The organism is Pseudomonas sp. AC255 (assembly GCF_979258175.1).
Window position 1 is genome coordinate 3,535,955 of the sequence record NZ_OZ409841.1, and the last position, 26,536, is coordinate 3,562,490.

27 protein-coding genes are annotated in these 26,536 nt (G+C 60.8%); 4 read left to right on the plus strand and 23 right to left on the minus strand.

Annotated features, from left to right (window positions below):
- Window positions 1-16 precede the first annotated feature (16 nt).
- The 9 genes from ccmI to ccmA all read right to left on the minus strand — a co-directional run bounded on the left by ccmI (window position 17) and on the right by ccmA (window position 6,983).
- Entirely contained in the window at window positions 17-1,216 is a 1,200-nt protein-coding gene (gene ccmI / locus ACZZ0K_RS16090) for a c-type cytochrome biogenesis protein CcmI (RefSeq protein WP_252885574.1), read from the minus strand.
- Window positions 1,213-1,683 (minus strand): cytochrome c-type biogenesis protein, encoded by a 471-nt coding sequence (locus ACZZ0K_RS16095; protein ID WP_252883387.1) that lies wholly within the window; start codon window positions 1,681-1,683, stop codon window positions 1,213-1,215. Before ACZZ0K_RS16095 ends, ccmI begins: the two co-directional genes overlap by 4 nt.
- Window positions 1,680-2,216 (minus strand): DsbE family thiol:disulfide interchange protein, encoded by a 537-nt coding sequence (locus tag ACZZ0K_RS16100; protein ID WP_024012128.1) that lies wholly within the window; start codon window positions 2,214-2,216, stop codon window positions 1,680-1,682. The genes ACZZ0K_RS16095 and ACZZ0K_RS16100 overlap by 4 nt, the downstream gene beginning before the upstream one ends.
- Window positions 2,213-4,201 (minus strand): heme lyase CcmF/NrfE family subunit, encoded by a 1,989-nt coding sequence (locus tag ACZZ0K_RS16105; protein ID WP_258707789.1) that lies wholly within the window; start codon window positions 4,199-4,201, stop codon window positions 2,213-2,215. The genes ACZZ0K_RS16100 and ACZZ0K_RS16105 overlap by 4 nt, the downstream gene beginning before the upstream one ends.
- Window positions 4,202-4,204: 3 nt before the next feature.
- On the minus strand, window positions 4,205-4,660 hold the full coding sequence (gene ccmE, locus ACZZ0K_RS16110) for a cytochrome c maturation protein CcmE (protein WP_056783845.1): 456 nt from the start codon (window positions 4,658-4,660) through the stop codon (window positions 4,205-4,207).
- Window positions 4,657-4,833, minus strand: a complete 177-nt coding sequence (gene ccmD / locus ACZZ0K_RS16115; protein WP_016771045.1) for a heme exporter protein CcmD — start codon at window positions 4,831-4,833, stop codon at window positions 4,657-4,659. The genes ccmE and ccmD overlap by 4 nt, the downstream gene beginning before the upstream one ends.
- Complete coding sequence (locus ACZZ0K_RS16120; RefSeq protein WP_122506031.1) at window positions 4,830-5,585, minus strand: heme ABC transporter permease; 756 nt, start codon at window positions 5,583-5,585, stop codon at window positions 4,830-4,832. Before ACZZ0K_RS16120 ends, ccmD begins: the two co-directional genes overlap by 4 nt.
- A gap of 97 nt (window positions 5,586-5,682) precedes the next feature.
- Entirely contained in the window at window positions 5,683-6,351 is a 669-nt protein-coding gene (ccmB, locus tag ACZZ0K_RS16125; protein ID WP_039763615.1) for a heme exporter protein CcmB, read from the minus strand.
- Entirely contained in the window at window positions 6,348-6,983 is a 636-nt protein-coding gene (gene ccmA, locus ACZZ0K_RS16130) for a cytochrome c biogenesis heme-transporting ATPase CcmA (protein WP_252885573.1), read from the minus strand. The genes ccmB and ccmA overlap by 4 nt, the downstream gene beginning before the upstream one ends.
- 197 nt (window positions 6,984-7,180) lie before the next feature.
- Here ccmA and fliK point away from each other — a divergent pair, with 197 nt between their 5' ends.
- Together fliK and ACZZ0K_RS16140 are read left to right on the plus strand one after the other, a co-directional pair.
- A complete protein-coding gene (fliK, locus tag ACZZ0K_RS16135; RefSeq protein WP_252885572.1) occupies window positions 7,181-8,755 on the plus strand; it encodes a flagellar hook-length control protein FliK in 1,575 nt (524 codons plus the stop codon).
- Window positions 8,752-9,081: an EscU/YscU/HrcU family type III secretion system export apparatus switch protein gene (locus tag ACZZ0K_RS16140; protein ID WP_041479625.1), complete on the plus strand. Its 330-nt coding sequence runs from the start codon at window positions 8,752-8,754 to the stop codon at window positions 9,079-9,081. Before fliK ends, ACZZ0K_RS16140 begins: the two co-directional genes overlap by 4 nt.
- A 120-nt stretch (window positions 9,082-9,201) precedes the next feature.
- Here ACZZ0K_RS16140 and ACZZ0K_RS16145 read toward each other — a convergent pair whose 3' ends face one another.
- From ACZZ0K_RS16145 to flhA, 14 genes are all read right to left on the minus strand, one after another.
- A complete protein-coding gene (locus ACZZ0K_RS16145; RefSeq protein ID WP_042607551.1) occupies window positions 9,202-9,597 on the minus strand; it encodes a DUF2802 domain-containing protein in 396 nt (131 codons plus the stop codon).
- 1 nt (window position 9,598) lies between these two features.
- Window positions 9,599-10,084, minus strand: a complete 486-nt coding sequence (locus tag ACZZ0K_RS16150; protein WP_016771050.1) for a chemotaxis protein CheW — start codon at window positions 10,082-10,084, stop codon at window positions 9,599-9,601.
- Window positions 10,085-10,174: 90 nt separating this feature from the next.
- The gene (locus tag ACZZ0K_RS16155) at window positions 10,175-11,128 is read right to left on the minus strand and encodes a CheW domain-containing protein (protein WP_252877693.1); all 954 of its coding nucleotides are present in this window, start codon (window positions 11,126-11,128) and stop codon (window positions 10,175-10,177) included.
- A gap of 117 nt (window positions 11,129-11,245) precedes the next feature.
- The gene (locus ACZZ0K_RS16160) at window positions 11,246-12,034 is read right to left on the minus strand and encodes a ParA family protein (RefSeq protein ID WP_039763606.1); all 789 of its coding nucleotides are present in this window, start codon (window positions 12,032-12,034) and stop codon (window positions 11,246-11,248) included.
- Window positions 12,035-12,077: 43 nt separating this feature from the next.
- Window positions 12,078-12,968, minus strand: a complete 891-nt coding sequence (motD, locus tag ACZZ0K_RS16165; protein WP_016771054.1) for a flagellar motor protein MotD — start codon at window positions 12,966-12,968, stop codon at window positions 12,078-12,080.
- Window positions 12,969-12,980: 12 nt separating this feature from the next.
- Window positions 12,981-13,721, minus strand: a complete 741-nt coding sequence (locus tag ACZZ0K_RS16170) for a flagellar motor protein (RefSeq protein ID WP_016771055.1) — start codon at window positions 13,719-13,721, stop codon at window positions 12,981-12,983.
- Window positions 13,721-14,866 carry a protein-glutamate methylesterase/protein-glutamine glutaminase gene (locus ACZZ0K_RS16175; protein WP_056783833.1) on the minus strand — a complete coding sequence of 382 codons (1,146 nt, stop codon included), beginning with the start codon at window positions 14,864-14,866 and terminating at the stop codon, window positions 13,721-13,723. The genes ACZZ0K_RS16170 and ACZZ0K_RS16175 overlap by 1 nt, the downstream gene beginning before the upstream one ends.
- 49 nt (window positions 14,867-14,915) lie before the next feature.
- Window positions 14,916-17,192, minus strand: coding sequence for a chemotaxis protein CheA (locus tag ACZZ0K_RS16180; protein WP_463559200.1), 2,277 nt, complete (start codon window positions 17,190-17,192; stop codon window positions 14,916-14,918).
- 53 nt (window positions 17,193-17,245) lie between these two features.
- The gene (locus ACZZ0K_RS16185) at window positions 17,246-18,034 is read right to left on the minus strand and encodes a protein phosphatase CheZ (protein ID WP_016771058.1); all 789 of its coding nucleotides are present in this window, start codon (window positions 18,032-18,034) and stop codon (window positions 17,246-17,248) included.
- A gap of 18 nt (window positions 18,035-18,052) precedes the next feature.
- Entirely contained in the window at window positions 18,053-18,424 is a 372-nt protein-coding gene (locus ACZZ0K_RS16190) for a chemotaxis response regulator CheY (protein ID WP_024012118.1), read from the minus strand.
- Between the two features lie 167 nt (window positions 18,425-18,591).
- Entirely contained in the window at window positions 18,592-19,332 is a 741-nt protein-coding gene (gene fliA / locus ACZZ0K_RS16195; protein ID WP_016771059.1) for an RNA polymerase sigma factor FliA, read from the minus strand.
- Window positions 19,329-20,159 carry a flagellar synthesis regulator FleN gene (fleN, locus tag ACZZ0K_RS16200; protein ID WP_016771060.1) on the minus strand — a complete coding sequence of 277 codons (831 nt, stop codon included), beginning with the start codon at window positions 20,157-20,159 and terminating at the stop codon, window positions 19,329-19,331. Before fleN ends, fliA begins: the two co-directional genes overlap by 4 nt.
- A gap of 116 nt (window positions 20,160-20,275) precedes the next feature.
- Entirely contained in the window at window positions 20,276-21,616 is a 1,341-nt protein-coding gene (flhF, locus tag ACZZ0K_RS16205) for a flagellar biosynthesis protein FlhF (RefSeq protein ID WP_041479630.1), read from the minus strand.
- Window positions 21,617-21,627: 11 nt separating this feature from the next.
- The gene (gene flhA, locus ACZZ0K_RS16210; RefSeq protein ID WP_016771062.1) at window positions 21,628-23,757 is read right to left on the minus strand and encodes a flagellar biosynthesis protein FlhA; all 2,130 of its coding nucleotides are present in this window, start codon (window positions 23,755-23,757) and stop codon (window positions 21,628-21,630) included.
- Window positions 23,758-24,380: 623 nt separating this feature from the next.
- Here flhA and ACZZ0K_RS16215 point away from each other — a divergent pair.
- Both ACZZ0K_RS16215 and ACZZ0K_RS16220 read left to right on the plus strand, forming a co-directional pair.
- Window positions 24,381-24,740, plus strand: coding sequence for a DUF6124 family protein (locus ACZZ0K_RS16215; RefSeq protein WP_024012116.1), 360 nt, complete (start codon window positions 24,381-24,383; stop codon window positions 24,738-24,740).
- A 395-nt stretch (window positions 24,741-25,135) separates the two neighbouring features.
- Window positions 25,136-26,512 carry a hypothetical protein gene (locus ACZZ0K_RS16220; protein ID WP_463559201.1) on the plus strand — a complete coding sequence of 459 codons (1,377 nt, stop codon included), beginning with the start codon at window positions 25,136-25,138 and terminating at the stop codon, window positions 26,510-26,512.
- The last annotated feature ends 24 nt before the right edge of the window (window positions 26,513-26,536 follow it).

Here is a 26,536-nt window from a genome sequence, read left to right on the forward strand (position 1 = left end):
TTCCTGTTGGGTCCGGTTACTTGTCCGGGCTGTCGATAGTCAGTTTTTGTGGCGCGGTGGTGCTGCTGGCCACTGGGCCGCTGCGACCAATCCACTCACCGGCAGTCGGTTGACCGGCTCGTGAGATGCGCGCAACCAGTTGGACTTCAGGGAAGTTGGACAGTTTCAACTGCGGCATCATCGCGTCGGCATCGCCCAGTTCGACGGTCACCGGCAGGTCGGCGACGGTCAGGCGTTTGACCGCCAGCGGCGCCGGTGGGCCAGAAGTGGCGCGGGCGAAGATGAACACGCTGTCGCCCGGTTGCACCTTGCCTTTGAGTTCGCTGGCCAGATCAACGCTGACTGTCAGCAATGCCGCTTTCGGCGCCGGTGCCTGGGCAACTTTGCCGCCGCTGGCTTTCAGGCGTTCGGCGGCACGCTCGATGCCGCCTTGCAGCGCAGCGCGAGAGTTGTCATCCGGCGGCAGTTGCGCGAGCAGGCGATTCCAGTAGTCGATGGCCTCCTGATAACGCTCGCCTTCGAACGCGGCGATGCCGAGCAGGCCGAGGCTGGTGACTTCCTTCGGATCGGCCTTCAGCGCTTCGTCGGTCAGTTTCTGAATCTGCTCCGACCACTTTTTACCGTCAGCAAAATACTGCGCCTGCGCCCACTGGCCGAGCAGTTCCGGCTGGCGACCGGCGAGGTTGGCGGCGCGTTCGAACATCTTCGCCGCGTCTGCCGGACGGTCCTGAGCCATGTAGGTACGGCCGAGAAAATACAGACCTTCAGCGGAATCCGGTTGCGCGGCAACCGCACGCTCCAGACGCTGGGTCATCTCTTCCATCGACTGTGGTGCCTGAGCGAATTCGCGGGTCAGTTCGACCTTGTCGGCGGCGCCGAAATGCAGGTACAGACCGAGACCCAGCACCGGTACCAACACGGCGGCCAGCAGCGGCAACGGCTTGCCCAGGCGCGAGACACGCGGTGCGGTGACGCCTTCGGTGTCCGCGAGCAATTCACGCGCGGCTTCTGCGCGGCCGCTGTCCAGTTGCGCGGCGTCGAGCACGCCTTCGGCCTGCTGCGCTTGCAGCTCGGCAACCCGTTCCTGGTACAGCGCGACGTTCAACGCGGTGCGATCTTCTTCCCGCTGAGCGCGGCGTTCGCGCAGTACCGGGATCAGCAGAAAACTCAGGGCGACCAGAAGCAACAGCCCTGCGGCGAGCCAGAAATCAATCATTCTTGGTTTTTATCCAACAGTTGGTCGAGGCGCTGACGTTCTTCGGCAGACAGCGATGACGGCGTTTCGGCGCGTTGTCCGCGACGCCTGCGCACGATCAGCACGATCACCACAAAACCGCCGAGCAGCAGAGCGGCCGGGCCGAACCATAACAGCGCGGTCTTGGCATTGAGCGCCGGTTTATAGCGAACGAAATCACCGTAGCGATCGACCATGAAGTCGATGATCTGCTGATTGTCCTTGCCCTCGCCGAGCATGCGGAAAATCTCTTTGCGCAGGTCGGCGGCAATCGGTGCGTTGGAGTCGGCGATGTCCTGGTTCTGGCATTTGGGGCAGCGCAGTTCCTTGGTCAGCTCGCGGAAACGCTCGCGGTCGCTTTCTTTGGCAAATTCGTAGGTGTCGATGGCCGCGTGGGCGACACCGGCCAGGCTCAAACCCAACACGACCGCAGCGAGAAAACGCTTCATGGCTTGGCCTCATCGACCAGCGCCTGATACTTGGCCGCGAGTTTTTCGCGCCAGACCTGCTCGTCGATCACCCCGACGAACTTGTCGCGGATGATGCCTTTGGCGTCGATAAAGAAGGTTTCCGGCGCGCCGTAGACACCGAGGTTGAGGCCCAGCGAACCCTCGTCGTCACGAATATCCAGCGCATACGGATTGTGAAACTCGGCCAGCCATTTCAAGGCGTCGGCATTGGTGTCCTTGTAGTTGATGCCGTAGATCACCACGCCGCGCTCGGCAAGTTTGTTCAGCACCGGATGCTCGACCCGGCAGGAAATGCACCAGGTGCCCCAGACATTGACCAGCGCCGGTTTGCCGAGGATGTCGGCCTTGGTCAGCGTCTTGTCACCCTGCACACTCGGCAGGGAAAACTCCGGGAACGGCTTGTCGATCATCGCCGACGGCAGCTCCGCCGGATCCAGGTACAAGCCGCGATAGAGAAACACCGCCACCAGCAGAAAAATCGCCAACGGCAATAACATCAACCAACGCCTCATGCCGCCGCTCCCGTCATGCCCAGCGCTTCGCGCACTTTGCTTTTCACCTTGACCCGATAACGCCGATCCAGCGCCGCCAGCAAACCACCCAATCCGGTGAGCAAGCCGCCGAACCAGATCCAGCGCACGAACGGTTTGACGTGAACGCGCACGGCCCAGGCGCCGTTATCCAGCGGCTCGCCGAGGGCGACGTAGAGATCGCGAGTGAAACCGGCATCGATGCCGGCTTCGGTCATCACCGAGTTCTGCACGGTGTACAGACGTTTTTCCGGGTGCAGCACGCTGATTTCCTTGCCATCGCGAATGACGCGGATGGTGCCTTTGTCGGAGGTAAAATTCGGCCCCTCGAAATGCTTGGCGCCCTCGAAGACGAACTGATAGCCCGCCAGGTCCATCGACTCGCCCGGCGCCAGACGCAGGTCGCGCTCGGCACTGTTCTGGCTCGACAACACCACGCCCAGCGCGCACACCGCGATGCCGAGGTGAGCGATCTGCATGCCCCAATAGCTGCGGGTCAGCGTTGGCAAACCTTTGATCAGGCCTTTGTGGCGAGTCTTGTCGAACAGATCGCGCACACCGGCAAGCAACACCCACGCCGCCAACAGGAACGTCGCGATCACTGCCCAGTTAAAGTCGCCATAAGCCACGCCGGCCACCACGGCCAATGCGACGCTGCCGAGCAGCACCGGAGTGAGCATGCTCGCCAGCCATTTCACTGGTGTGTCCTTCCAGCGCACGATCACGCCGATCGCCATGAACAGCATCAGCAACGCCATCAACGGAATGAACAACGCATTGAAGTAAGGCGGGCCGACCGACAGCTTGGCGCCGCTGATGGCATCAAGAATCAGCGGATACAAAGTGCCAAGGAGGATCATCGATGCAGCGACAACCAACACCAGGTTGTTGCCCAGCAGCAAGGTTTCCCGTGACCACAGATTGAACCCGACCTGACTTTTCACCACCGGCGCACGCAGCGCAAACAGCGTCAACGAACCGCCCACCACGAACAGCAGGAAAATCAGGATGAACACACCGCGCTCGGGATCCGAAGCGAAGGCATGCACCGAAGTCAGCACGCCCGAGCGTACAAGGAAAGTGCCGAGCAGGCTCAACGAGAACGCGGCGATCGCCAGCAACACCGTCCAGCTCTTGAACACCCCACGTTTCTCGGTGACCGCCAGCGAGTGAATCAGTGCGGTGCCAACGAGCCAAGGCATGAACGAGGCGTTTTCCACCGGGTCCCAGAACCACCAGCCGCCCCAGCCGAGTTCGTAATACGCCCACCACGAACCGAGGGTGATGCCGATGCCGAGGAAGGCCCAGGCGACGATGGTCCATGGCCGCGACCAGCGCGCCCACGCCGCATCGAGACGCCCGCCGAGCAGCGCGGCGATGGCAAATGCGAAGGCCACCGAGAAACCGACGTAACCCATGTACAGCATCGGCGGATGCACGATCAGGCCAATGTCCTGCAGCAAAGGATTGAGGTCGCGACCGTCTGCGGGAATCTGTGGCAGGATCCGCGAAAACGGGTTCGAGGTAAGAATCAGGAACAGCAGGAAACCGGTGCTGATCATGCCCATCACCGCCAGGACGCGGGCGAGCATGACTTGCGGCAACTGCCGGGAGAACACCGACACGGCGAAGGTCCAGCCGCCGAGGATCAACGCCCACAGCAGCAGGGAACCTTCGTGGGCGCCCCACACCGCGCTGAATTTGTAGTACCAGGGCAGCGCGCTGTTGGAGTTCATCGCCACGTAGCCGACGGAGAAATCGTCGGTCATGAACGCATAGGTCAGGCAGCCAAAGGCAAACAGCAGAAAGGCAAACTGGCCCCACGCCGCCGGTTGCGCCAGGCTCATCCACAAGCGGTCGCCGCGCCACGCGCCGAGCATCGGCACCAGCGCTTGGACGAGTGCAAAACACAGCGCGAGGATCATCGCCAGATGGCCCAGTTCGGGAATAAACAGTGCGGCGGCCATTGATCAACCCTCCTTCACAGGCGTCGGCGCGGATTGACCGCTATCTTTCAGCGCTTTGGTCACTTCCGGCGGCATGTACTTCTCGTCGTGCTTGGCCAGCACTTCATCGGCGACCACCACGCCATCGGCGTTGAGCTTGCCGAGGGCGACGATGCCCTGCCCTTCGCGGAACAGATCCGGGAGGATGCCGCGATAGGCGATGGTCACGGATTTGTTGAAGTCGGTGACGACGAATTTGACGTCCAGCGAATCCTTGGAGCGTTGCAGCGAACCGGCCTCGACCATGCCGCCGGCGCGGATGCGCGTGTCCTGCGGCGCATCGCCGTTGGCGATCTGCGTCGGCGTGTAAAACAGATTGATGTTTTCCTGCAACGCGCTCAGGGCCAGGCCGACAGCAGCGCCCACTCCGACCAGAATCGCCAGAATGATGATCAGACGTTTTTTGCGCAGCGCATTCACTTGCCGTTCTCCCGGCGCAGACGACGCGCCTCTTGTTGCAGATAACGCTTGCGCGCCGCAATCGGCGCCACCACGTTGAGGGCCAGCACCGCCAGACAGATGCCGTAGGCCGACCAGACATACAGGCCGTGATGGCCCATGGCGAGAAAATCGCCGAATGAAGCAAAACTCATCGTGCTGCCTCCAGACTCTGCTGCACTTCGGCTTTCACCCAACTGGCGCGGGCCTCGCGTTTGAGCACTTCCAGACGCATGCGCAGCAACAGCACAGCACCGAAGAAGCAGTAGAAACCCAGCACCGTCAGCAGCAGCGGCAGCCACATTTCCGCGGGCATCGCCGGTTTTTCCGTGAGGGTGAACGTCGCGCCCTGGTGCAGGGTGTTCCACCACTCCACCGAATATTTGATGATCGGAATGTTGATCACGCCAACAATCGCCAGCACCGCGCAGGCCTTGGCGGCGCTGTCGCGGTTGCTGATGGCATTGCCCAGCGCGATCACGCCGAAATACAGAAACAGCAGAATCAGCATTGAGGTCAGGCGCGCATCCCACACCCACCACGAGCCCCAGGTCGGCTTGCCCCAGATGGCCCCGGTGACCAGCGCCACGGCGGTCATCCACGCACCGATCGGTGCGGCGCATTGCAGGGCGACGTCGGCCAGTTTCATCTTCCACACCAGCCCGACCACGCCGCAGACAGCGAGCATCACGTAGATCGACTGGGCGAGCATCGCCGCTGGCACGTGGATATAGATGATGCGAAAGCTGTTGCCTTGCTGGTAATCCGGCGGCGCGAACGCCAGGCCCCAGACCACGCCAACGCCGATCAGCAGCAACGCTGCAATGCTCAACCACGGCAGGAACTTGCCGCTGATGCCGTAGAACCACTTGGGCGAGCCGAGCTTGTGAAACCAGGTCCAGTTCATACTGTTTCCATCACGGTTGCCGCTCATCATCGCGAGCTGGCAGAGGGTCATGCCTTTCTTCTGGAAGAAGTGGTCAATTTTTGACCAGGCCTCATTATTATTCGCCGACGCTGATCTTCAGGCCAGCGGCTATTGCAAAGGGTGTCAGGGTGATCGCCAGCGCTGTAAGGCTGGCCATCCACAACAGGTATCCGGTCGCCGGCATGCCTTGCAGCGCCGCTTGCAACGCGCCGCTGCCAAGGATCAACACCGGGATGTACAACGGCAGAATCAGCAGCGCGAGCAACAGCCCGCCGCGCTTCAGGCCGACCGTCAGCGCCGCCCCGACTGCACCGAGCAGGCTCAACACCGGCGTGCCCAACAGCAACGACAGCAGCAGCACCGGCAGGCACGCGGCCGGCAAACCGAGCATCAGCGCCAGCAACGGCGACAGCAGCACCAGCGCCAGACCGGAGAACAGCCAGTGTGCCAGCACCTTGGCCAAGACCAGAAGCGGCAGCGGGTGCGACGAAAGGACCCACTGTTCCAGCGAGCCGTCTTCGAAGTCACTGCGAAACAATCCGTCCAGCGACAGCAGGACCGACAACAACGCCGCCACCCAGACTAACCCCGGGGACAGGTTTTGCAAGACTTGAGTTTCCGGGCCGACGGCCAGCGGGAAAAGGGCAATGACGATGGCAAAGAAAATCAGCGGATTGGCCAGCTCCGCCGGGCGGCGGAACAGCAGTCGCGATTCGCGGGCAAGCAGCAGGCCGAAGACACTCATACCGCCCATTTCCCCAGATCGATGTCGCGATAACCGGCCGGCATGCGGCTCAGGGTGTGGTGGGTGGTCAGCACCACCAGACCGCCGCGTTCGCAGTGGCCGGCCAGATGCTCTTCCAACTGAGCGACACCCTGCTTGTCCAGCGCGGTGAACGGTTCGTCGAGAATCCACAACGGCGGGCTGTCCAGATACAACCGCGCCAGCGCCACACGGCGCTGTTGGCCGGCGGAAAGACTGTGGCAGGGAACGTCTTCGAAACCGCGCAATCCTACTGCTGCCAGCGCCTGCCAGATCGCCTCGCGTTCGGCGGGATGATGCAGGGCGCAGAGCCACGACAGGTTTTCTTCGGGAGTGAGCAGATCCTTGATCCCGGCAGCGTGGCCGATCCACAACAGGTTTCGCGCCAGTTCGCTGCGTTGCTCGGCCAGCGGCTGACCGTTGAGCAGCACCTGGCCGTCGGTGGGTTGCATCAAACCGGCGAGCAGACGTAAAAGGCTGGTCTTGCCGCTGCCGTTGGGGCCGCTGATCTGCACCATGTCACCACTGGCCAGGCGCAATTCGAGCTTTTCGAAAAGCAGCCTGAGATCGCGTTCACACGCCAGGGCAACGGTTTGCAGGACAGGACTGGTCAAGGGATCACGGGCCTTATACGGTTCAAGTCGGCTCTGGAGCGGCCGTTAAAGAGATGCAGCATAGATGCTTTGATCGCTCGATCTGGCGAGCTGGATCAAACAATTGCCAGGTTTTTTGAACGAAGCGCACGACGCGCGGCATTATACATGCCGTGCCTTACTCTCAAGAGCGCAATTTCCTCAGGTTGTGTCCGCGTATGACAGGCGAAATGAACATCCTCCCGCTGCCGCCCACCGTGCCGGCGAGCGCTCGCCCGCAGACGGGTGAACTGCTCAAGCTGCTGACGCCGGTCGAGGGCTTGATCGGCGCGGGACAAAGCGCCAAGGCTGAGGTGTTGTCGCTCAAGCAGGCCGATCAGACCTTTGAATTGCTGTTGAAAGTGACCCTCGACAGCGGCCGTCAGACCACCGTGCAGGCCAGCAGCAACCTGCCGTTGCCACAGGGCACCAACCTGGCGATCACTCAGCCATCGGCCGGTAATCTGGCGATCACCGTACAGCAAGCGATCGCCAGCAGCGTCGCCACCCTCACCCGCATCGATACCGCGCAATTGCCCGCCGGCACCTTGCTGCAAGGCAAAGTCGTGACCTCGCAGGCCCTGCCGCAGACGCCGGGGCAAGCGGCGGTATTTCGCTCGATGGTCACCCTGCTCAACACCGCATTGAGCGGCAGCACTTTGACCGTCGACAGCCCGCAACCGCTGCGCATCGGCACCTTGTTGTCGGCGCAGGTGCAGGATGCGCAAACCCTCAAATTCGTGCCGCTGAGCAGCCGTCAGGAACAACTGGCGGTCAGTCAGCAATTGCTCGGTCAGCAAAGTCGTCAGGGCTCGCTCGATGGCTTGCTGAAGATGTTGCAGAACCTGCCGCCATCCAGCGATCAGACTTCGGCCGATCTGCGCGCGGTGGTCGACAAGCTGCTTGCCAGCCTGCCGGACCTGCCGCAAATGAGCACCGCCAAAGGCGTGGCGCTGGCCTTGGCCAACAGCGGCGCGTTCCTCGAAGCGAAATTGCTCGGCGGACAAAACCCGACTCTCGCCCCGGACATGAAAGCCGACCTGCTCAAACTGATCGCGCAACTGACCCCGGGCCTGCCAAGCAACACCAATTTCAATGCAATCATCGCCGCCAATACCCTTGCCCAGGCACTGCCGAGTTTCGTCCGGAACGCCCTCGGCACCCTAGGCCAGGTCAGCGCCAAACCGGTGACGAGCAGCTTCCCGTTGCCCGAACGACTGCTGGCGAAACTCGAAGGCGAAGGTGATCTCGAACAACTGCTGCGCCTCGCCGCCGCTGCGGTGTCGCGTCTCCAGAGCCACCAGCTGTCGAGCCTGGAACAGACCGGCGTCACCGACGATGGCCGCCTGCTCAGCACTTGGCAGCTGGAAATCCCCATGCGCAACCTGCAAGACATCGTGCCGTTGCAGGTCAAGTTTCAGCGTGAAGAAGCGCCGGAGCGCGAACCGCAGCCGCACGAACGCCGCGATGAGCGCGAAGCCAAACAGCAACTGTGGCGCGTCGATCTGGCCTTCGATCTGGAACCGCTCGGGCCAATGCAGATTCAGGCGCAATTGATCGCTGGCAGCCTGTCCAGTCAGCTGTGGGCCGAGCGGCCGTACACCGCGGACCTGATCGAGAACAACCTGTTCGCCCTGCGCCAGCGCTTGCTCGATTCCGGGCTCAACGTCGGCGACCTCGACTGCCACCACGGCACCCCGCCGCAAGGCAACCAAACCCGCCTCGAACACCGCTGGGTCGACGAAACCGCATGAACGATTCCACTGCCCCACGCCAGGCCATCGCCCTCAAATACGACGGCAACCACGCCCCGACGCTCACCGCCAAGGGCGACGAGGAACTGGCCGAAGAAATCCTGCGTATCGCTCGCGATTACGAAGTGCCGATCTACGAGAACGCCGAACTGGTGCGCCTGCTGGCGCGGATGGAACTGGGCGACAGCATTCCCGAAGAGCTCTATCGCACCATCGCCGAGATCATCGCGTTTGCCTGGAATCTGAAGGGCAAATTCCCCGAAGGACAAGACCCGAACGCGCCGATGGTCGAGAAGGACATCACCGCCCGTGGGGATGATTATTGAAGCCCAAAAGCAAAAGATCGCAGCCTTCGGCAGCTCCTACAGGGAAACGTGAATCCCGATGCAGGAGCTGCCGAAGGCTGCGATCTTTTGATCTTGCTTGAAGCTTGGAGCTTGAAACTCCTAGCTGCTCTTATGCAACTTGCGCATCAACTCCGCCTCAGCCTGGGTCAAGCCGCACGACTGAGTCAGTTCATCGACGCTGGCGCCCATGCCCACCAGTTTCGCCGCCTGGGCGAATGACAGGCTCGATGGGTCGCGTTGTTCCAGTGCAACGATCTTGTCCGGCAACGGACTCACCACCGCGCGCAACTCGTGCAGGGCCTCGCCCATGCGCACGTTGCCGTTCTGGTAATCGTCGACGCGTTTGGCCAGTTCCTTGATGCGCTGATCACGCAGCGCATCACCCTGGGCCTGCTGTGCAGCGATTACCCGCTGCGCCTTGATGTACGAGACGAACATCGCCAGCGTGCCGGCCCAGAACAGGAACAGAACAATTACCGCAACCTCGAGAATCAAATCAGATGCTCTCCAGTTCCGACCATTCTTCTTCGCTCATCATCTTGTCCAGCTCGACCAGAATCAGCAGTTCGTTGTTCTTGTTGCACACGCCCTGAATGAACTTGGCCGATTCTTCGTTACCGACGTTCGGCGCAGTTTCGATTTCCGACTGACGCAGGTAAACCACTTCGGCCACGCTGTCGACCATGATGCCAACGACTTGCTTGTCGGCTTCGATGATGACGATACGGGTGTTGTCGCTGATCTCGCCGCTGTGCAGGCCGAAGCGCTGACGGGTGTCGATCACGGTGACCACGTTACCGCGCAGGTTGATGATGCCCAGCACGTAGCTCGGTGCACCCGGCACCGGCGCGATCTCGGTGTAGCGCAGCACTTCCTGCACGCGCATCACGTTGATGCCGTAGGTTTCGTTATCCAGTTTGAAGGTCACCCATTGCAGGATCGGATCTTCAGAACCTTTTGCATTCGACGCCTGACTACTCATACCCTGACCCCTCGAAAAAACCGCCCCGGGCGGTGTGTGTTCTGTGTGGTGGCATTGGAAAATGCCATCGCCTGATTGTTATGTCGGCTGCTATGTCGGTTTATGTAGCGGCTTGTTGCCACTCAAGTGCTTTGCCCCGCCGCTGGCGATCAACTCGGCCAGTGCGGATACGTCAAGCAATGCACACATGTGCTCGATCACGGTGCCGGCGAGCCATGGCCGCTGACCCCGGTGACTTCTCCATTTGATTTCATTCGGGTCCAGGCGCAACGAGCGGCTGACCTGATGCACTGCCAGCCCCCACTCGTAACCTTGTACCGAAATCACGTATTGCAGGCCCTGCCGGAAGTCATCGCGGTAACGATCCGGCATGACCCAGCGCGCGGTGTCCAAAACTTTCAGGTTGCCAGCCTGGCTCGGCAGAATGCCGAGGAACCACTCCGGCTGACCAAACAGCGGCGTCAGCTCGTGGCCGGCCAGCGAATAGATCGAGCCGAGGCACACCAGCGGCACCGCCAGGGTCAGCCCGGCAACGTCGAACAGCAAGCATTCGAAAGCATCGGCAGCCCAGGCCGGACGGCCATCGGGCTCGACCGGTGGCGGCGGGTTGTTCGGTGGCAGATGCACTTCGACCAGCGGCGGGACCAGCACCTTCGGCTCCGCAATCTGCGGCGCGGGTTCTGGCTCCGGCTCGGGTTCCGGCACGGTCAATAATTGTGTTTGCAGCAGCGGCGCCAAGGTCGACAGCGGCGCGCGCGGTTCGTCGATCAGCGCCACCGGTGCTTTAGCCACGGGGGCAGCAGCGGGCGCGGCAATTGGAGCGACGGATTTCTGCGCGTCGCGGGCCTGCTCCTCCAGCACCGCTGCCTGGAACTCGTCCATGGCCTCGGTGCTTTCCACCACTTCAGGCTGCGCCTGTTCGACGACTGGCGGCGGCGCTTCGACCGGCGCAGGCAAGTCCTCGGGCAGGTCGAGCAACAGGTCTTCCAGATAGGACTGCAAGGCCTGTTGCGGACGAGAAGTCAGCTTCACCGGCCGGTTCATGCGCGACTCCCTGTAGGAGCTGCCGAAGGCTGCGATCTTTTGATCTTTTCAGGAGCACTGACAGGCCAGATCAAAGATCGCAGCCTTCGGCAGCTCCTACACGAATAAAGATCATGCTCAGGCCACCTGCGGAACAAGTTGCTGCGCGAGCAGGTGCTTGAGCAGTGCGCGGTAGGCCAGGACGCCACGGCTCTTGCCGTCGAATTGCGAAGGCGTGACGCCCGCCCGGCTGGCGTCGCGCAGACGGGTATCGACCGGGATGTAGCCGTGCCAGATGTCTTCGGGGAATTTGTCACGCAGCACGCGCAAGGTGCCCATCGACGCCTGCGTGCGGCGGTCGAACAAAGTCGGCACGATGCTGAACGGCAGCGGCTGTTTGCGCGAGCGGTTGATCATCGCCAACGTGTTGACCATGCGCTCCAGGCCTTTCACGGCCAAGTGCTCGGTCTGCACCGGGATCACCAGTTGCTGGCTCGCCGCGAGGGCGTTGACCATCAGCACACCGAGCAACGGCGGGCTGTCGATGATCGCGTAATCGAAGTCCTGCCACAATTGCGCCAGACTCTTGGCGATCACCAGGCCCAAGCCACTCTGCCCCGGCGACTGCCGCTCAAGGGTGGCCAGTGCGGTGCTCGATGGCAGCAGGGAAATGCGTTCGTCGCTGGTCGACAACAGCAACTGCCCCGGCAGGCCTTGCGGCACGCTGCCCTTGTGCAGAAACAGGTCGTAGTTGCTGTGTTCCAGGCTGTCGGGGTCATAGCCGAAATAGCTGGTCATCGAGCCGTGCGGGTCCAGATCGACCACAACCACGCGCTTGCCCGCCTCGGCCAGCAATCCGGCTAAAGCGATGGAGGATGTGGTTTTACCGACACCACCCTTTTGATTGGCGACTGCCCAGACTCTCATTCAGTTCGTTCCTCCCGGCCAGGTTGATTGGCCGAGACATGCTTCAGCGTGTTAATGCGGGCGACGGAGAATTGACGGCACTCTCGCGTCCCGGCGTCTTGACCGGGGTCGGTGCAGTTTGTGTGCCAGCGCGCTTCAACGCCGCGTCCGGTTGCGCATTGGCGGTTCCGGTGCCCGTCAGGCTGCGGCGCACATCAAGATTGCGCGACACCACCAGCACCACTCGACGGTTCTTCGCCCGGCCTTCGACCGTGGCGTTGTTCGCCACTGGCTGGAATTCGCCGTAGCCCACCGACGCCAGTCGCCCAGGGTTTACGCCCTGCATGGCGAGCATGCGCACGATGCTCGCCGAGCGCGCCGAGGACAGTTCCCAGTTGGTCGGGTACTGCGCGGTGCGGATCGGTTGATCGTCGGTGAAGCCTTCGACGTGGATCGGGTTATCGAACGGTTTGAGGATCGCCGCGACCTTGTCGATGATGTTGAACGCGATGTCGCTCGGCATGGCGTCGCCGCTGCCAAACAACAGGCTGGAATTGAGCTCGATCTCGACCCACAACTCGTTGCCGCGCACGGTCATCTGGTTGGAGCTGATCAAGTCACCGAAGGCGGCACTGATGTCATCGGCGATGCTTTTCAGCGGATCGCTGGCCCCGGAAATACCGGCGTCGACCTGTTCGGCATCCTTGACCAGCGGCTTGGCCGGGGTCACGGTTTTCGGTCGTTCGTCGCCGATCGGAATCGGCTTGAGCGAGCGATCGGAGTCGGTAAACACGCCGATCAGCGCTTCGGAAATGACTTTGTATTTGCCTTCGTTGATCGACGAGATCGAGTACATCACCACGAAAAACGCGAACAGCAAAGTGATGAAATCCGCGTAGGACACGAGCCAGCGCTCGTGATTGACGTGTTCTTCCTGGTGGCGACGACGAGCCATGAGGTTATTCCCTTAGTCCATGAAGCCTTGCAGCTTCAACTCAATGGAACGAGGGTTTTCACCTTCGGCGATCGACAGAATTCCTTCCAGCAACATTTCGCGATAACGCGACTGCCGCAACGCGATGGACTTGAGCTTGGCCGCGACCGGCAAGAGGATCAGGTTGGCACTGGCCACGCCGTAGATGGTCGCGACGAACGCCACGGCAATGCCGTTACCCAGTTGCGACGGATCGGCGAGGTTGCCCATCACGTGGATCAGGCCCATCACCGCACCGATGATGCCGATGGTCGGCGCGTAGCCGCCCATGCTTTCGAACACCTTGGCCGCTTCGATGTCGCGGGATTCCTGAGTGTAGAAATCCACTTCGAGAATGCTGCGAATGGCTTCCGGCTCGGCGCCGTCGACCAGCAGTTGCAGACCCTTGCGCGAATAGCTGTCAGGTTCGGCGTCGGCCACGCCTTCGAGGCCGAGCAAGCCCTCCTTGCGCGCCGTCAGGCTCCAATTGACCACGCGGTCGATGCCACCAGCCAGGTCGACACGCGGCGGAAAGAAGATCCAGCCGAGAATCTGCATGGCGCGCTTGAACGCACTCATCGGCGATTGCAGCAGCGCAGCACCGACCGTGCCGCCCAGTACAATCAGCGCCGCCGGGCCGTTGGCCAGCGCGCCCAGGTGACCGCCTTCAAGGTAGTTGCCGCCGATGATGGCGACGAACGCCATGATGAGGCCGATTAGGCTGAGAACATCCATCAGATACACGCCTCGACGATGTGCTTGCCGATGTCGTCCAGACCATACACCGCGTCAGCCAGATCGGCTTTGACGATGGCCATCGGCATGCCGTAGATCACGCAGCTAGCTTCGTCCTGCGCCCACACCGAACTGCCGCCCTGCTTGAGCAGACGCGCGCCTTCGCGGCCGTCGGCGCCCATGCCGGTCAGTACGACTGCCAGAACTTTGTCGCCGTAAGACTTGGCTGCAGAACCGAAGGTAATGTCCACGCACGGCTTGTAATTCAAACGTTCGTCACCCGGCAGAATCTTCACCGCGCCACGGCCGTCGATCATCATCTGCTTGCCACCCGGCGCCAGCAGCGCCAGGCCCGGACGCAGGATGTCGCCATCCTCGGCTTCCTTGACGCTGATGCGGCAGAGCTTGTCGAGACGCTCGGCAAACGCCTTGGTGAACGCCGCCGGCATGTGCTGGATCAGCACGATCGGCGCCGGGAAGTTCGCCGGCAATTGCGTCAGTACACGTTGCAGCGCGACCGGGCCGCCAGTCGAGGTGCCGATGGCAACCAGTTTGTAGGCTTTGCGTTTCGGTGCCGGCGACGAAGCGCTGGCAGCGGATGCGCGAGCAGGCGCTGGCGCAGGTGCCGGACGTGCCGGGACAGGGCTGCTGTGGCTCGTGTGGCTGCCGTAGCTCGACGCTGCCGGAGCAGGCGTCGGCGCTGGCGCAGCGGCGGGAGCCGGCGCGCTGTAGGCACTGAAACGACGGTTACTGCGCGAGATGCTGTGGACTTTCTCGCAAAGCAGTTGCTTGACCTTCTCGGGGTTGCGCGAGATGTCTTCGAAATTCTTCGGCAGGAAATCCACCGCGCCAGCGTCCAGCGCATCGAGGGTTACCCGCGCGCCTTCATGCGTCAGCGAGGAGAACATCAACACCGGGGTCGGGCAGCGCTGCATGATGTGCCGCACTGCCGTGATGCCGTCCATCATCGGCATCTCGTAGTCCATGGTGATCACGTCAGGCTTGAGGGCCATGGCCTGATCGATCGCCTCTTTACCGTTGGTGGCCGTACCGACCACCTGGATGCTCGGATCCGCCGAAAGAATTTCCGAGACGCGGCGGCGGAAAAAACCCGAATCGTCCACCACCAGGACTTTGACTGCCATAAACACTCCATTAGGTGCAGCGGCGCGTCATCGCGCCGCCGCCCCGGATTCAAATACGCTTTGTGGCGTAACGCTTGAGCATGCTTGGAACATCGAGAATCAGCGCAATGCGGCCGTCACCGGTGATGGTGGCGCCGGACATGCCCGGAGTTCCCTGGAGCATTTTGCCCAATGGCTTGATGACCACTTCTTCCTGGCCGACCAGTTGATCGACGACGAAGCCGATGCGCTGAGTGCCCACCGAAAGAATCACCACATGGCCTTCGCGCTGCTCTTCGTGAGCGGCGGAGCTCACCAGCCAGCGCTTGAGGTAGAACAATGGCAGCGCCTTGTCGCGCACGATCACCACTTCCTGACCGTCGACGACGTTGGTGGTCGACAGGTCGAGGTGGAAGATTTCGTTGACGTTGACCAGCGGGAACGCGAACGCCTGATTGCCGAGCATGACCATCAGCGTCGGCATGATCGCCAGGGTCAGCGGCACCTTGATGACGATCTTCGAACCCTGGCCCTTGGTCGAGTAGATGTTGATCGAACCGTTGAGCTGGGAAATCTTGGTCTTCACCACGTCCATGCCGACACCACGGCCGGACACGTCGGAGATCTCGGTCTTGGTCGAGAAACCCGGGGCGAAAATCAGGTTGTAGCACTCGGTATCGCTCAGGCGATCGGCGGCGTCCTTGTCCATCACACCGCGTTTTACCGCGATCGAACGCAGGACGTTCGGGTCCATGCCTTTGCCGTCGTCGGAGATCGACAGCAGGATATGGTCGCCTTCCTGCTCGGCCGCCAGCACCACGCGACCGCCACGGGCCTTGCCCGATGCTTCGCGTTCTTCCGGCGACTCGATGCCGTGGTCGACGGCGTTGCGCACCAAGTGGACCAGCGGGTCGGCGAGGGCCTCGACAAGGTTTTTGTCGAGGTCGGTTTCTTCGCCCACCAGTTCCAGGTTGATCTCTTTCTTGAGCTGACGCGCGAGGTCGCGAACCAGACGCGGGAAGCGCCCGAAGACCTTCTTGATCGGCTGCATCCGCGTCTTCATCACGGCGGTCTGCAGGTCAGCGGTGACCACGTCGAGGTTCGACACGGCCTTGGACATGGCTTCGTCGCCGCTGTTGAGGCCCAGACGCACCAGACGGTTACGCACCAGCACCAGCTCGCCGACCATGTTCATGATCTCGTCGAGCCGCGCGGTGTCGACGCGCACGGTGGTTTCCGCTTCGCTGGCCGGCTTTTCTGCCGGGGCAGCAGCTGGCGCACGGGCCGGAGCCGGTGCAGCAGCGGCGGCCGGTTTCGGCGCCTCGGCTTTCGGTTCAGGCTTGGCGGCAGGCTTCGGCGCAGCAGCGGCAGCCGGAGCTTTCGCCGCTGGCGTGGCGACGCTCGACACGGAGCCGGCAGTCGCAGCGCTGGCGTCAAACTTGCCTTTGCCGTGCAATTCGTCGAGCAGCGATTCGAATTCGTGATCGCTGATCAGATCACTGCCGGCCGCAGCGGCTGCCGGTGCAGCAGGTGCTGACGGGGCCGAAGCGATGGCCGATTCCAGCGCGTCAACGGCGAAGTTGCCCTTGCCGTGCAACTGATCGAGCAAGGCTTCGAATTCGTCGTCGGTGATGTCCGAGCTGTCGCCCGCGGCCGGAGCAGCCGGCGCTGCTGGTGCCGCCGGAGTGACCGCATCGACAGCAAACTGGCCCTTGCCGTGCAGCTGATCGAGCAGCGATTCAAATTCGGCGTCGGTGATTTCATCGCTCGCCGCCGTGTCGGCAACCGGCGCGGGCGCCACAGCAGCGGCCGGAGCCTCGGCCTGGGCCTTGACGGCGTTCAGCGAGTCCAGCAGTTGTTCGAATTCGTTATCGGTGATGTCGTCCGAGGAGTCGCTTTCAACGACCAGTTCTTCGATCATCTCGGCAACCGGCGAAGCCGGGGCTTCATCCGCCGATTGCGGTTCGGCCAGACGCGCCAGCGCGGCCAGCAGTTCCGGCGTGGCAGCGGTGATCGGTGCACGCTCACGGACTTCGCTGAACATGCTGTTCACCGCGTCCAGTGCTTCGAGCACCACGTCCATCAGTTCTGCATCAACGCGACGCTCACCCTTGCGCAGGATGTCGAACACGTTTTCGGCGATGTGACAGCACTCCACCAGCTCATTGAGCTGAAGGAAGCCGGCGCCCCCTTTTACAGTGTGGAAACCGCGAAAAATTGCATTGAGCAGATCTGCATCATCCGGACGGCTTTCCAGCTCGACCAGTTGTTCGGACAGTTGCTCAAGAATCTCGCCGGCCTCAACCAGGAAATCCTGAAGGATCTCTTCATCGGCGCCGAAGCTCATTAATGGGGTGCTCCTACAGGTCTAAAAACCCAAAAAACCCGAATTCCGAAACTCTAGAATCCAAGGCTGGATAACAAATCGTCCACATCGTCCTGACCGGACACAACGTCTTCTCGTTTATCGGCATGAATCTGCGGACCTTCACCCTGCGAGAGATGTTTTTGTGGATCTTTTTCAGCAAGCATTGCGGCGCGGTCATGTTCGATGCCCGCAAAGCGGTCGACCTGACTGGCCATGAGCACGAGTTTGAGCAGATTGCTTTCGACTTCGGTGACCAGTTGGGTCACACGCTTGATCACTTGACCTGTGAGGTCCTGGTAATCCTGAGCCAGCAGGATGTCGTTGAGGTTGCTCGACACCGCACGGTTGTCCGTGCTGCTGCGTGACAGAAAACCGTCGACCCGGCGCGCCAGTTCACGGAACTCTTCAGCCCCGACCTCGCGACGCATGAAGCGGCCCCAATCGGCGCTCAACGTCTGCGCTTCATCAGCGAGACTGTTGACCACCGGCGTGGCGCTTTCCACCAGATCCATGGTGCGGTTGGCCGCGGCTTCCGTCAGCTTGACCACATAGCCCAGGCGTTCGGTGGCGTCGGTGATTTGCGACACTTCCTCGGCCTGCGGCATGTGCGGATCGATCTGGAAATTGACGATCGCACTGTGCAGTTCACGTGTGAGCTTGCCCACTTCCTGATACAGGCCGCGGTCACGGGTCTGATTGAGCTCATGGATCAGTTGCACCGCGTCGCCGAACTTGCCTTTTTCAAGGCTTTCGACCAGTTCGACCGCGTGTTTTTTCAGGGTCGATTCGAAATCGCCCTGTGATGATTCGTTATGCTCCATAGCTCCCCCGCGCATTCATCAGCCGATGCGTTCGAAAATCTTCTCGATTTTGTCTTTCAACGCTTGAGCCGTGAAAGGTTTGACTACGTAACCGTTCACACCGGCCTGAGCGGCCTCGATGATCTGCTCGCGTTTGGCTTCAGCAGTCACCATCAACACCGGGAGGTGCTTGAGTTTTTCATCGGCGCGCACGTGACGCAGCAGGTCGATACCGGTCATGCCCGGCATGTTCCAGTCCGTTACCAGAAAGTCGATGCTGCCGCTGTTGAGCACCGGAATGGCAGTGGTGCCATCGTCGGCCTCGACGGTGTTGGTGAACCCAAGATCGCGCAGCAGGTTCTTGATGATCCGCCGCATCGTTGAGAAGTCATCAACGATGAGGATTTTCATGTCTTTGTTCAATTCGACCTCCAAGCAGTCTTAAACGCGCCCAGCACCTGGACGCGCCACTTCAATCAATCGGCGCAGCACTTAAAGTTTGTCTGGAGCACAACGGATCGAGACCGGCGCCGTTCATCACCGCACCAGCCTCGTTTCGCAGTGTCCCCACACTGCCTTCAGCGCGCTCGCCACTCCCCCAAACGCCCCCGCAGACGGGCCGCGCACTGGCTGTGTAACTGGCTGACCCGCGATTCACTGACGCCAAGGACTTCACCGATTTCCTTGAGGTTCAGCTCTTCGTCGTAGTACAGCGCCAACACCAGTCGCTCACGCTCCGGCAAATTGGCAATCGCGTCCGCCAGCGCCGCCTGGAAGCGTTCATCTTCCAGATCGCGTGACGGCTCCATATGAGCACTGGCGCCATCCTCGTGCAGCCCTTCGTGTTCGCCGTCCTGCAAGAGGTCGTCGAAACTGAACAGGCGACTGCCCAAGGTGTCATTCAGAATCCCGTAGTAATCGTCGAGACTCAATTGGAGTTCGGCCGCAACCTCGTGATCTTTAGCGTCACGGCCGGTTTTAGCTTCAATCGAGCGAATCGCGTCGCTGACCATCCTGGTATTACGGTGAACCGAGCGTGGTGCCCAATCCCCTTTGCGCACTTCATCGAGCATCGCGCCGCGGATTCGAATGCCCGCGTACGTTTCGAAACTGGCGCCTTTGCTGGCGTCGTATTTGGTCGAGACTTCCAGCAAACCGATCATCCCGGCCTGGATCAGGTCTTCGACCTGCACGCTGGCCGGCAGGCGCGCCAGCAAGTGATAGGCAATGCGCTTGACCAGCGGCGCGTAGCGCTCGATCAATTCGTATTGCGCGTCACGCGCCGACTTTTTGTAAAGATTCATGCCACTGGCGGTCATATCACAGGCCCTGCGGTTTGCTGCACGAGACGCTCGACGAAAAATTCCAGATGCCCGCGCGGGTTGGCGGGCAGCGGCCAGGTATCGACCTTCTGGGCGATGGCCTTGAAGGCCAGTGCGCACTTGGAACGGGGAAAGGCTTCGTAGACGGCGCGCTGCTTCTGCACTGCCTTGCGCACGCTTTCGTCGTATGGCACGGCGCCGACGTATTGTAGGGCGACGTCGAGGAAGCGATCCGTGACCTTGGTCAACTTGGCGAACAGGTTGCGCCCTTCCTGCGGGCTCTGCGCCATGTTGGCCAGCACGCGGAAGCGGTTCATGCCGTAGTCGCGGTTGAGCAACTTGATCAGCGCGTAAGCGTCGGTGATCGAAGTCGGCTCGTCGCAGACCACCAGCAACACTTCCTGGGCGGCGCGTACGAAACTGACTACCGAGTCACCAATACCCGCAGCGGTGTCGATCACCAGCACGTCGAGATTGTCGCCGATGTCGCTGAACGCCTGGATCAGGCCGGCGTGTTGCGCCGGGCTCAAGTGCACCATGCTCTGCGTGCCGGAGGCCGCCGGCACGATGCGAATCCCGCCCGGGCCTTGCAACAGCACGTCGCGCAATTCGCAACGGCCTTCGATGACGTCGGCCAGTGTGCGCTTGGGTGTCAGCCCCAGCAGAACGTCGACGTTCGCCAGGCCCAGGTCGGCGTCCAGCAGCATGACCCGACGGCCAAGCTCTGCCAGCGCCAGCGACAAGTTCACTGACACGTTAGTCTTGCCGACGCCACCTTTGCCGCCGGTCACCGCGATCACCTGTACGGGATGCATGCTGCCCATGTTATTTCTTTACCTTGTCTTGCATAGACGGAGGCCACATTACTGGCTGCGCGTTCCTGATCGGAACAATGCGTGGCAGACCATCGATGTAGGTACAAAAACTGTTCATGATTACCTCAGCCAACCTGCTTGGTCGGGCTGTGATAGATATCAGCGAACATGTCAGCCATGGCTTCTTCGCTGGGTTCTTCCTGCATTTGCACGCTGACGGCGCGGCTGACCAATTGATGACGACGCGGCAGATGCAGATCATCCGGAATCCGTGGGCCATCGGTCAGGTACGCGACCGGCAATTCATGACTGATCGCCAGGCTCAACACTTCGCCGAGACTGGCCGTTTCATCCAGTTTAGTCAGGATGCAGCCGGCCAGCCCGCAACGCTTGTAACTGTGATAAGCGGCGGTTAGAACCTGTTTCTGGCTGGTGGTTGCCAGGACCAGATAATTTTTTGAGCGAATGCCACGCCCGGCCAGGCTCTCAAGCTGCATGCGCAACGCCGGATCACTGGCTTGCAGGCCGGCAGTATCGATCAAAACCACGCGTTTGCGTAGCAGTGGATCCAATGCCTGCACCAGCGACTGACCCGGATCGACGTGCGTTACCGGCACGTTGAGGATGCGCCCGAGGGTTTTCAATTGTTCCTGCGCGCCGATGCGGAAGCTGTCCATGCTCACCAGTGCAACGTTCTGCGCGCCGTACTTGAGCACGTAACGCGCGGCGAGCTTGGCCAGCGTCGTGGTCTTGCCCATGCCGGCGGGGCCGACCATGGCAATCACACCGCCCTCTTCCAGCGGCTCGACTTCCGGTACGGCAATCATCCGCGCCAGGTGCGCCAGCAGCATGCGCCAGGCCTGACGGGGTTCTTCGATATCGGTGATCATCGCCAACAGATCGCGCGACAGCGGGCCGGACAGGCCGATGCGCTGCAGACGGCGATACAGATTGGCCTGGGCCGGACGGCTGCCTTGCAACTGATTCCAGGCCAGGGTGCCGAGCTGCACTTCCATCAGCTCTCGCAGGCTGTTCAATTCAAAACGCATCGAATCCAGTGCTCGCGGATCGACACCCGCCGAGGCCTGCGCAGGCGCTGCAGCCGGACGCGCCGGGGCAGCGTAGGTTGGCTCGCTCAGCGGCTCGGCAGCGGTCAGCGGCAGGCCTGCGGTCAACGGCAGCCCGGCGAACAACTGCTGATTGGTGTTGCCGTCGGCTTCGCCACGCAGGCTCAGCTCGGCCTGGGCGGTGACGATGCGCGACTGGGTCTTGCGCAGCTCGTCTTCGAGTTCCATGTTCGGAACCCGTGGCGCCAGCGCCGACAATTTGTAATCCAGAGCCGCCGTCAACTCGACGCCGCCGGCAATGCGGCGGTTGCCGATGATGGCGGCATCAGCGCCCAGCTCATCGCGAACCAGCTTCATGGCCTGACGCATATCGGCGGCGAAAAAACGCTTAACTTGCATAAACCACTACCTCAGCCGTTGGGCCCTACTGTCGCAACGATGGTCACTTGCTTGTTGTCCGGTACTTCCTGGTAGGCCAGTACATGCAGCCCTGGCACTGCGAGGCGGCCGAAACGCGAGAGCATCGCGCGAATCGGGCCTGCTACCAGCAGGATCACCGGTTGGCCTTGCATTTCCTGACGCTGGGCCGCTTCGATCAACGAACGTTGCAGCTTCTCGGCCATGCTCGGCTCCAGCAGAACGCCCTCTTCCGAGCCTTGTCCTGCCTTCTGCAGACTATTGAGCAATATCTGTTCCAACCTTGGTTCCAATGTGATTACAGGCAGCTCGGACTCAGTGCCTACAATGCTTTGGACGATTGCACGGGATACGCCGACCCGCACAGCGGCGACCAGCGCGGCGGTATCTTGACTCTTCGCGGCGTTGTTCGCGATCGCTTCGGCGATGCTGCGGATGTCGCGCACCGGCACGTGCTCGGCGAGCAGCGCTTGCAGGACCTTGAGCAACTGCGACAGCGAAACCACGCCCGGCACCAGCTCTTCCGCCAGTTTCGGCGAGCTCTTGGCCAGCAATTGCATGAGTTGCTGCACTTCCTCGTGGCCAATCAGCTCACTGGAGTGCTTGTACAGAATCTGGTTCAAGTGCGTGGCGACCACGGTGCTGGCGTCGACCACGGTGTAGCCGAGTGATTGCGCCTGGGCGCGCTGGCTGATTTCGATCCACACCGCCTCCAGGCCGAAAGCCGGATCTTTGGCGTTGATCCCGTTGAGCGAGCCATACACCTGGCCGGGGTTGATCGCCAGTTCGCGGTCCGGGTAGATCTCGGCCTCAGCGAGAATCACGCCCATCAGCGTCAAGCGATACGCGCTCGGCGCCAGATCAAGGTTGTCGCGGATGTGCACGGTCGGCATCAGGAAGCCCAGATCCTGCGAGAGCTTCTTGCGCACACCCTTGATCCGCGCGAGCAATTGCCCACCCTGATTGCGGTCTACCAGCGGAATCAGGCGATAGCCAACTTCCAGGCCGATCATGTCGATCGGCGTGACGTCGTCCCAGCCCAGCTCTTTGGTTTCCATGGCGCGGGCCGGCGACGGCAGCAGTTCCTGCTGACGCTTGACCTCTTCCAGCGCCACGACCTTGGCAACGTTCTGCTTTTTCCAGAACAGGTACGCGCCGCCCGCAGCCAGCGCGGCCATGCTCAGGAAGGAGAAGTGCGGCATGCCCGGCACCAGACCCATCACCGCCATCAAACCAGCGGCCACGGCCAGCGCTTTCGGCGAGGCGAACATCTGGCGGTTGATCTGCTTGCCCATGTCTTCCGAGCCGGAAGCACGGGTCACCATGATCGCCGCTGCTGTAGATAACAACAGTGATGGCAATTGCGCCACTAAACCGTCACCGATGGTCAGCAAGGCGTAAACCTTGCCCGCATCGCCGAAGCTCATGCCGTGCTGGAAGATACCCACGGCCATGCCGCCGATGAGGTTGATGAACAGAATCAGCAGGCCGGCGATGGCGTCACCACGGACGAACTTGCTGGCACCGTCCATCGAACCGTAGAACTCCGCCTCCTGGGCGACTTCCTGACGGCGCGACTTGGCCTGGTTCTGGTCGATCAGGCCGGCGTTGAGGTCGGCGTCGATCGCCATTTGTTTGCCGGGCATCGCATCGAGGGTGAAGCGCGCGCTCACCTCGGAAATCCGCCCGGCACCCTTGGTCACCACGACGAAGTTGATGATCATGAGGATCGCGAAGACCACGATACCGACCACGTAGTTACCGCCGATCACCACCTCACCGAACGCCTGAATCACCTTACCGGCAGCGGCGTGGCCGTCCTGACCGTGGAGCATGACCACTCGCGTCGAGGCCACGTTCAACGCCAGTCGCAGCAGCGTCGCCACCAGCAGAATCGTCGGGAACACGGCGAAATCCAGCGGCCGCAGCGCATACACGCAGACCAGCAGGACGACGATGGACAGGGCAATGTTGAAGGTAAAGAAGACGTCGAGCAGGAACGGCGGTACGGGCAACATCATCATCGCCAGCATGACCAGCAGCAACAACGGCACGCCCAGATTGCCTCGACTGAGGTCGGCAACGTTGGTGCGTGCTGTATTGAATAACTGAGTGCGATCCACCGGTTTTCCCCGTTCCTTTAAAGCAAACTTTTGACGCCCCGAACGGGCGCAGGGCGGCTATTGCAAGAAGCTTTCCAACTTTTGCCGGGGAATGAAATAGAGAGGGTTTACTTGGGATTTATCGGCTGATTGGGCTGGCCCCTTCGCGAGCAGGCTCGCTCCCACCGCTTGAAATGCATTCCCAATCGGACATTTGGAATACGGCCCCTGTGGGAGCGAGACTGCTCGCGAAGAGGCCATCATATCCGGCACAAGTTTTTGGGTTTAAACGAAGCTGTTTAAAAGACACCTGCAGACACGGTCTCAAGGCTACAAATCCTTGCGCCATTGCCTACAGGCAAGCCAGAATCCGCCGGCTTGTGCGCTTTGGGGTCGAGTTCTATCGTGGTCCGGTCGCTGACGAATCAGCGATCGGGTTTAGCGACTCGAACTCAAGTCAAAGGTGCATCAGCGTTCCAGGCTTCGTTGCGGATCTGTATGTTCGCGATTTCGTCATGGTGGCTGTATGCGGGAGACCTTCGGGTCTGCCGGGTGCCTTTGACCGGTTCGCTAACCCGCGTACAGCCGCCACCCTCCCTGTTTAGCGACAGGTTGTAGCGGCTCCACTTCAAAGGAGCTTCACCATGATCAAACCAACACCCAACCCGCCCGAATCCGACCCCACCTCCCCCTACGAATCCCTCGATTCAAAAAAACTCCACCAAGCCGCCGACCGCGCCCTCGACCACTACCTCTGCCCACCCGGCTCGACCCCACCGCCCTTCAGTCCCCGCGCCATGTACGCCGTCACCGCCGACACGAAAAACGAAGACCTGCTGGCCAACGCCTGCGAAACCCTCGCCTCGGCCAAAACCATCGCCCAGGAATTCGCCGGACTGGTGAAACCATCCCAGCGCCGAACGCTGATGGGGATTGCGCAGTTGATCATGCTCGGGGAATTGGCAGTGAATCGGGTGCTGGATAATCTGGAGTTGCCGCAGTAACACCCTCCCGATGATCCCTGTGGGAGCGAGCCTGCTCGCGAAGGCTGTCCCACAGGCGCTATCTCCCTCCAAAAAGCTGCCGCTCCGAATTAACCGAAACGGTGGCTTCTTCTTTCAAGCAATGACCACCTATCGAAAAACCGCCAATACCTGTCAGGTTTGACAGGTGCGTGACCTGCGATAAAGCGCTTTGATGACCCTGCCTTTTCCCACTGCGCAGGAGCGCTACTCATGCCCAACTCACCCCCTTCAGACTACTCCGTCCTCGCCCTGAGCCCACCAATCGTCAACGGTCGGTCCAACCCCGCGCTTTTCTGCACCATCAGGCGCGGCAACAATAATCCAGGCACTTGCACACCACTGCAAACGCTCTACAACTACAAGAGGGCATCAATATGAATATTATTGGATCACGCTCGCTCAACAACAATATGACTTTCGGAGACGGTCAGCCAATACTGACGGCCCTGGATGACACCTACGAACCTCTCTTGGTCGAGTGGAAATACCCAAGCAGTGAAATATGGGTAACAGCGAGTAGCTGGAGAGATTTCCGCCCTCGTGAGCCGTTGTATGTACGTCACGGCGAACAGCAACTCACACTCAACCCCATTAATATAACTGGCGGCACAGGAGCGTTCGTTGCCTTACGCAATGACGGAGAGCTGGTGGGCTGGGGCATCCCTGAGGTAGGCGGCAGTATTCCGCCAGAAATTATTGGTTTAAAAGATAATTATAAAGTTTACAGTTCGTCCCACGCCTTTGCCGCTCTTTCTCCAACTGGCAAGGTCGTTGCCTGGGGCAAGGAAGCCTTCGGTGGAAACATGGGCAATGTCGATCCATCGGGGTTTCGGCAACTCGTCGGCAATTGGCCAGGTTTCGCCGGCTTGAAATCTTCCGGCAGCGTTGTCGCGTGGGGCGATGAAGTGGGAGTGGTTCCCCCTGAAATTGCTGGGCTGACCGATATTGTGAGAATTTTCTCATCTGGATATGCATACGCCGCGCAACGGGCTGGCGGAAAAATCTTAACCTGGGGCGACTCCGCCCGAGGGGGAGATATCCCCCCTGAACTGGGCGAATTAACTGACATCCAGTCATTGACGGGCAACCTCGGAGCGTTCGCCGGCCTTCGCACTAATGGCCAAATCATTGCTTGGGGAGCGGCTCACTTCGGAGGAGCGTTGCCTGCCGATATTGCTGCGATGACCGACATTGTCGAGTTAACCACCTCAAATTATTATTCGTTCACCGCAAGACGCAAGACGGGTCAACTTGTAGCTTGGGGGAATAGTGGGTGGGGTGGAAAGCTGGGATTAGTTGGCAATCTAACTGATATTGAGGAAGTCACCCCATATCGGTATGGATATGTTGCGCGCCGCGCTGGCGGCAGCGTTGTAACTTGGGGGTCCGTCGAACTGCCCGCTGAAATCGGGAAACTGAACGATATCGTGCAGGTTTGCGCTAGTAGCCAAGCTTTTGCGGCGATACGTAAAGACGGCACAGTCGTAGCCTGGGGACGTCCAGAAGTGGGCGGTGACTTGACAGAAGTTGCTGATAAACTTAAACAGGTCATAGCAATTTATGGCAATGATGGTGCTTTTGCGGCACTTACAGCGGATGGTGGAGTAGTCACATGGGGACGGCCAAGGGATGGAGGTGACAGCAGTGCGGTGCAAGATCGTTTACATAAAGAGGTGACGTACCTGGCGGCATCAACATCAAGTGCGTCGACAATGGGCGCCGGCATGACCAAGACAAACAATAAGCCCTGACAAGTTCACGTTCTGAGTTGCGGC

Coding starts and splice junctions, on each gene's coding strand:
- motD (WP_016771054.1), bottom strand. CDS start 12,968: ATGGCTCGTCGTCGCCACCAGGAAGAACACGTCAATCACGAGCGCTGG.
- ACZZ0K_RS16150 (WP_016771050.1), bottom strand. CDS start 10,084: ATGAGTAGTCAGGCGTCGAATGCAAAAGGTTCTGAAGATCCGATCCTG.
- ACZZ0K_RS16160 (WP_039763606.1), bottom strand. CDS start 12,034: ATGAGAGTCTGGGCAGTCGCCAATCAAAAGGGTGGTGTCGGTAAAACC.
- ACZZ0K_RS16170 (WP_016771055.1), bottom strand. CDS start 13,721: ATGGATGTTCTCAGCCTAATCGGCCTCATCATGGCGTTCGTCGCCATC.
- ACZZ0K_RS16180 (WP_463559200.1), bottom strand. CDS start 17,192: ATGAGCTTCGGCGCCGATGAAGAGATCCTTCAGGATTTCCTGGTTGAG.
- ACZZ0K_RS16175 (WP_056783833.1), bottom strand. CDS start 14,866: ATGGCAGTCAAAGTCCTGGTGGTGGACGATTCGGGTTTTTTCCGCCGC.
- ACZZ0K_RS16185 (WP_016771058.1), bottom strand. CDS start 18,034: ATGGAGCATAACGAATCATCACAGGGCGATTTCGAATCGACCCTGAAA.
- ACZZ0K_RS16100 (WP_024012128.1), bottom strand. CDS start 2,216: ATGAGGCGTTGGTTGATGTTATTGCCGTTGGCGATTTTTCTGCTGGTG.
- ACZZ0K_RS16105 (WP_258707789.1), bottom strand. CDS start 4,201: ATGGCCGCCGCACTGTTTATTCCCGAACTGGGCCATCTGGCGATGATC.
- ACZZ0K_RS16120 (WP_122506031.1), bottom strand. CDS start 5,585: ATGAACTGGACCTGGTTTCACAAGCTCGGCTCGCCCAAGTGGTTCTAC.
- flhF (WP_041479630.1), bottom strand. CDS start 21,616: ATGCAAGTTAAGCGTTTTTTCGCCGCCGATATGCGTCAGGCCATGAAG.
- ACZZ0K_RS16220 (WP_463559201.1), top strand. CDS start 25,136: ATGAATATTATTGGATCACGCTCGCTCAACAACAATATGACTTTCGGA.
- ACZZ0K_RS16190 (WP_024012118.1), bottom strand. CDS start 18,424: ATGAAAATCCTCATCGTTGATGACTTCTCAACGATGCGGCGGATCATC.
- ACZZ0K_RS16215 (WP_024012116.1), top strand. CDS start 24,381: ATGATCAAACCAACACCCAACCCGCCCGAATCCGACCCCACCTCCCCC.
- ACZZ0K_RS16095 (WP_252883387.1), bottom strand. CDS start 1,683: ATGAAGCGTTTTCTCGCTGCGGTCGTGTTGGGTTTGAGCCTGGCCGGT.
- ccmI (WP_252885574.1), bottom strand. CDS start 1,216: ATGATTGATTTCTGGCTCGCCGCAGGGCTGTTGCTTCTGGTCGCCCTG.
- fleN (WP_016771060.1), bottom strand. CDS start 20,159: ATGGGCAGCATGCATCCCGTACAGGTGATCGCGGTGACCGGCGGCAAA.
- ACZZ0K_RS16140 (WP_041479625.1), top strand. CDS start 8,752: ATGAACGATTCCACTGCCCCACGCCAGGCCATCGCCCTCAAATACGAC.
- ccmD (WP_016771045.1), bottom strand. CDS start 4,833: ATGAGTTTTGCTTCATTCGGCGATTTTCTCGCCATGGGCCATCACGGC.
- fliK (WP_252885572.1), top strand. CDS start 7,181: ATGACAGGCGAAATGAACATCCTCCCGCTGCCGCCCACCGTGCCGGCG.
- fliA (WP_016771059.1), bottom strand. CDS start 19,332: ATGACCGCCAGTGGCATGAATCTTTACAAAAAGTCGGCGCGTGACGCG.
- ACZZ0K_RS16155 (WP_252877693.1), bottom strand. CDS start 11,128: ATGAACCGGCCGGTGAAGCTGACTTCTCGTCCGCAACAGGCCTTGCAG.
- ccmB (WP_039763615.1), bottom strand. CDS start 6,351: ATGAGTGTCTTCGGCCTGCTGCTTGCCCGCGAATCGCGACTGCTGTTC.